At 55.5% G+C, this 5,312-nt stretch carries 2 protein-coding genes; one reads left to right on the top strand and one right to left on the bottom strand.

Annotated elements, in window-relative coordinates:
- The first annotated feature begins 348 nt into the window (after window positions 1–348).
- Complete coding sequence (locus VGN12_12095) at window positions 349–3,699, top strand: metallophosphoesterase (protein ID HEY4310183.1); 3,351 nt, start codon at window positions 349–351, stop codon at window positions 3,697–3,699.
- Window positions 3,700–4,288: 589 nt separating this feature from the next.
- Here VGN12_12095 and VGN12_12090 read toward each other — a convergent pair.
- Complete coding sequence (locus VGN12_12090; GenBank protein ID HEY4310182.1) at window positions 4,289–4,990, bottom strand: IS6 family transposase; 702 nt, start codon at window positions 4,988–4,990, stop codon at window positions 4,289–4,291.
- Window positions 4,991–5,312 lie beyond the last annotated feature (322 nt).

The raw sequence follows: 5,312 nt of genomic DNA, 5'->3' as shown, positions 1-5,312 counted from the left end.
ATCGTATCGCCCTTGCGCCATCGGTCCCACATCAGCGCTTTCTGGGTCTCGGAGTAATAAATTCTCGGTCGCTGTTTCATTTGCAACTCCTCCGCTGCTCACGCAGATTCTAGGTGTTGCATCGACCGGTTGAATCCGCCGTCGACATGAGTCTGATGCGATTTGGATGAGGCGTAGCTAAGGGTGTGAGCGGCCATCCGTCGCTGTGCGGCCAGGAGCGGCCATTCGACATCACCCGCAGGATCGTCGACAATCGGTACGTGGATGGTGGATATCGCATGCTGATAAGCGACAATCTCTAATGAATGATGCTGTTTCACTTACCTACTGGTTCCAGAAAACTAAAAGATGACGTCCGATCATTTCTCTTGGCTTCACCTCAGCGATCTTCACGTCGGTCAGCATTCATCTGGTTGGCTCTGGCCTTCATTCAAGGCGAAGTTCCTTGACGACCTTGCCCGACTCGCTGAAGTTGCGGGCCCACTCAATTTGGTGGTTTTTTCGGGGGATTTAACTCAGTCGGGAAAGGCCGAAGAATATGTCGCCTTGAGCAACACCCTAGCGGACATTTGGGAGCGTCTTGATAAGCTCGGCCAAAATCCGCCGATTTTCTGTGTCCCGGGGAATCACGACTTGGTGCGGCCACCGTCGACTGATGCGCACGTCCGGGTGCTAAAGCGGTGGTGGGACGAACCCGAGGTGATGAGAGAGTTTTGGGAAAATGATACAAATGGATATCGGAACACAATCGAAAACGCGTTTGCGAACTACACCGCGTGGCAGGAGGACATTCAAAAATCAGGGATTACAGGTCTCCCTCTAAATCGAGGTTTGTTGCCCGGCGATGTGTCCGCGTCCGTCCAAGCTGATGGTGTATCTGTTGGCTTGATTGGACTGAACTCTGCCTTCCTCCAGATCGGCGGCGAAGATTACGAAAGAAAGTTGGCGCTTGACCCCCGCCAACTAAACGCGGTGACGGGCGACGATCCTCCGGCATGGTGTTCGCGCCACGATGTTAATTTCCTTGTAACCCACCATCCATCGACTTGGCTGCACGAAAAGGCGCACCGGGACTTTCAGTCGGAAATCTACGCTTCAGGCCGATTTACCGCCCATCTATACGGACATATGCATGAAGCCGACGCCGTAACCCACTATCGCGGCGGAGAATCAGTACGCAAATACGTACAGAGTACGTCCCTCTTTGGCCTACAACATTTTAAAAACGGGAGCGTGGACCGCGTGCACGGCTATTCAGTCGGCAAGATTCTGTTCGACCAAGGAGAAGGCACTTGGCAGTTATGGCCGCGGATCGCCCACGTCAACCGCGCCGGCGATCGGATGATTGTTCCTGACTATAATTTCCCGCTCTCGCCCGGTACCGAGTTTTTAACAGAGCGAATGCTCATCAGCAGAACCGCTTTGTCGAAAGCCGTTGTTGTCGCTGCATCGCCAGCCGTCGACCTAGCCGCCGCCGTTTCCCAAAGCACCGCGCTTTGGGACGAAGCTCTCTCTACCACGCTATATCCTCTTCCGGAACAAGCTCAGCACCTTGCTGTCCGGCCGCTACAACAGAAAGCTTGCCTCGAAAGCCTGCGCAAAAACAAGATGGCGTGGATTTGCGCAGACTGGGGGCTTGGAATCGATGGCTTCCTTTGGTCGGTAGCCAAGCGTTCATCGCACGACACGCACCCAGTATTTAAGGTAAATCTGGGCAGCTACGCTTCCCGTGCGGACTTTTTAGAGCAGTTCGCGACGCAAGCGGGTTGCGCATTCTCAGAGTTTTGCAAGGCTTTAGCCAACACCGGGAAAGCGACGTTGATTTTCGATGAAGCTCCGGTCGGACTGGGCGACGCGGCGACGCATATCGAACACGACGTTGAAGCCCTCGCAAGGATGGTTCAAGACTTCTGCCCAGAGGTCATAGTTTTCATGGTTAGCCGCGCCGCGCCGCGTTCCCGCAGTCTAGAGCCGATCGAGCTCCATACCTTGGACGAACCGGATACACGCGCCTATATAGTAGGCCACCCGAGGTCAACGCCCGAACTCAGGACACCGCGAGCGGTTAGCGAGATTTTTCGACACACTGACGGAGTTCCGGGAAAGATTGACGAAGCGTTGAAGGCGCTTCGAATCATCAACTTGTCGGAACTGGGGTCCGCGACGGCTGGCGTACCCAATGCTATCGACGCCGCCAGCGAATCGGTTCCTCAGTCATTAGTGAATACAGTTGCTGAGCTATCGAATTCTCCCGACCCCTTTGTTAAGCGCGCTTTTCTCTTGCTAAAAGTGATGGCAATTTTGCCGCACGGGGAATCGCTGCAACGCTTGAAATATTTCGAGAATCAAACACCGTTCCATGCGAAACAAGCCATTGAACTGCTGGATCGAGGGCTTCTTGACGTTCGAACTTCCAGTATTCTCTTGCAAGCATCGGGCGGAGACGATGAGCGGTTGAAGGTGCTCGTTGCACCGCGTCCTGTGCGAGATTACGTCCTTTCGCTGATGACAGAACGCGAGATCGATGCGCTGACCCGAAAGGCTACTTCATTGTATTTTGGAGAAGAGTGGCGCACTGGCCGCGCCCGGCTGCAAAAACTTGACGGCGCATTGACGTCGGACGACGGCACCCTCTTGCAAAATCCCCATTCGTTGGTTTTAAGCATGCTAACCAACGCCGCTACTTGGCGTAGCGCAGATAAAGCTGGACCAATCTTGAATCTTTGCCGAATCTACTGCGGCGCGCTAATGAAGGGCAAATCGTACAGAAACTGCGCCACAGTCTGCCGCGACGTGCTAGCAGTAGTCCCCGAAGTCGGTTACGACGACGATAGAGACACCCTTGAGCTGCTTCTCGCGACGAGCACCCGGATGATGGGGGAGCATGGCGACGCCAAAATTCTTCTCGAACGCCTTCTAGCCCGGAAGAGATCGAAAGAAGTTCGAGCGTCAACGCTGCTTGATTACGCGCTCTGTCTTCAGTCGCTGAATGATCCTGATGCGCTACGGGTCGCGAAGGAGATCATCGCGCTGACACCCAAATCCTATGGGGCTTTGCAAGCGCGGTCTATTATCCTGGAGGTCGAGGACGAGGCAGACAAGGAGAGTCAACTACTAAAACTCGAGGCGGAAGCACGCAAAAAAGGCGCAAACGTAGTTGCGAACAACCTTGTATTGGCTCGCGCTACCACGTTGGACAGTGATTCTGACTTGATTTCGGCTCTCCGAGAAGTTCATATGACGGCAACTGCTGCGGGCGACGCATATAACGCAGCCCGTGCGGCGGTGAAATTAGGGGCATTGATCTTGAAGGAGACTGGAACAATGAGCCGTTCGGATCTGAACAACCTCATCCGCGCATATCAGTACTTTTACGGAGAGAGATCAGGCGCTCTCTTTTTGGCAGCTCATAAGTCCCTTTGGCAATCGTTTGAAGCGCACAACGACACCAGGAATCTTCTTAGCCTCTTTCGACACAGCTCGTTTCTGTGGCGACTATACGGAAACGATGACCGCGAACGTTCATACGTCGAAAGGCTCACCCAGGCGGCCCGCCATCTCTTGACTGAGGATGTTCTGACGGCAGACCAAGACACTGCTTATTTCTTGGTGCGCGCGACCGACTGGAAATCCGACGGTCGAGCATTGCTTGGCAGCAGCGCGTCCTTGGTAGCTAGCACAAGCAGTGGGGATGCCTAGCTAGCTCCAACTGCGGCTCTACATGCCTGCGTAGCGTCGCCGAATCCGGTTCTGACACGGGGTGTTAGACAGGATATGCGGCTCTCCCAGTCTGAAATCAAAATTTGGGATCCGTAATCTGAGCGACCGCTTTGCGGAAGCGCGAGTGTCTCGTGTGGGTCGTCGAGAGCCTCTCACTTTCTTGAAACGAACCTTCATTGACCGCGTAAGCGGACTATCTACGTCGGCGCGGCATTCGTATGCGTCCGCGCTTCTTCCCGGCCGTCCATCCGATCCCGTTTACCTGCAACTCGCTCGCCTGTTCGGCGATTAGCTGACCGAGGCCAGATATCGCGTCCTGGCATCATGCCGATCAAAGCGTGAAAACGTAGGTTTCGCATTAAATTCACCCAGAATAGGTAGTCCGCCCCGGCAGTTGGTTTTGCCGGCACCGGTTTGATCGCTTAAGCATATGAGGGTGGCGGAGTTCAACAGCACGGCAAGACTGAAGGCGTAAAGGAGCAGCAGCTTCCGGGGATCATCGGCAGGTTGGGCGGTTCTGTCGCGGTAAGGCGATTTGGGCGAACGATAACGATATGATGAGGATCGCTTACATCGCCAGCGAGTAGAACTGCCGGGCGGCCGATGGCTTGAGTTTGCCTGCGTCTTCCATCTGCCCCTTGGCGATCATATGCATGAGTTCAATGCCGCTCAACAAGATGCGAGCGCAATGAAATTCCTTGAATCCCAAGATGGGTCGGGTACGGCGCTTGATCGCCCGATGGTCTTGTTCCACGATATTGTTGAGATACTTGGCCTGGCGGATCCTGATGGGCGTCTCACGCTCGGCGTTCACGGCGCGCAGCCCGGCCAGATTGGCACCACTCTTGTCGATGGTTACCGTTTCGGGCGCGCCATTCTGATCGATGGCCTTCTCGAAGTACCGTCGGGCCGCCTCCTTGTCCCGCTTGGCTCGCAGCAGGAAGTCAACCGTGTTGCCGGCCTTGTCCACGGCGCGGTAGAGATACTTCCATGTACCCCGGACCTTCACATAGGTTTCGTCCATCCGCCAGCTCTTGCCGACCGGGCGCTTGCAGCGGCGGAACGCCTTTTCAAGCACCGGCAGAAGCTTGATGGCCCACTGGTGCACGGTCGAATGATCGACCACGATCCCGCGTTCCGACATCATCTCCTCGATATTGCGCAAGCTCAGCGGGTAGGCCACGTACCCACGCACGCACACCAACATTATCTCGAGCGGATAGTGCAACCGCTTCAGCACTTTGGCTACCGCCGGACTCAGCGCTTTCATTGTCGTTCACATCATTCTGTAAGGTCCCGCAGCATACCAGCCTCCGCTATTGCAACAGAACCCGACCACGTCCCAGCTCACGTTGCCGCTATCGACCATCGCCTTGAGCTTGCCGTAGTCGGTCGGGCCATCCATCAACACGCTGATGCCACTCGCCTGGGTGAAGGGCTGCGCCTAATTTTTCTGTTGGGACGATTGGGTGGTACCGCCCCAGCCACGGATCGACACCTTGACGTTAGGTGCGTTGACGGGGCAGCGAGGTGTCGCGGACGTCAGCGGAGGAGTGACGCGATATCCGATGTATGCAGTGGCACGCGTGCTC

The organism is Pirellulales bacterium, from assembly GCA_036499395.1.
Taxonomy (GTDB): Bacteria; Planctomycetota; Planctomycetia; order Pirellulales; family JACPPG01; genus JACPPG01.
The sequence above is the reverse complement of the archived record's forward strand: the minus strand, read 5'-3'. Positions and strand labels throughout refer to the sequence as shown.

Coding starts and splice junctions, on each gene's coding strand:
- VGN12_12090 (HEY4310182.1), bottom strand. CDS start 4,990: ATGAAAGCGCTGAGTCCGGCGGTAGCCAAAGTGCTGAAGCGGTTGCAC.
- VGN12_12095 (HEY4310183.1), top strand. CDS start 349: ATGACGTCCGATCATTTCTCTTGGCTTCACCTCAGCGATCTTCACGTC.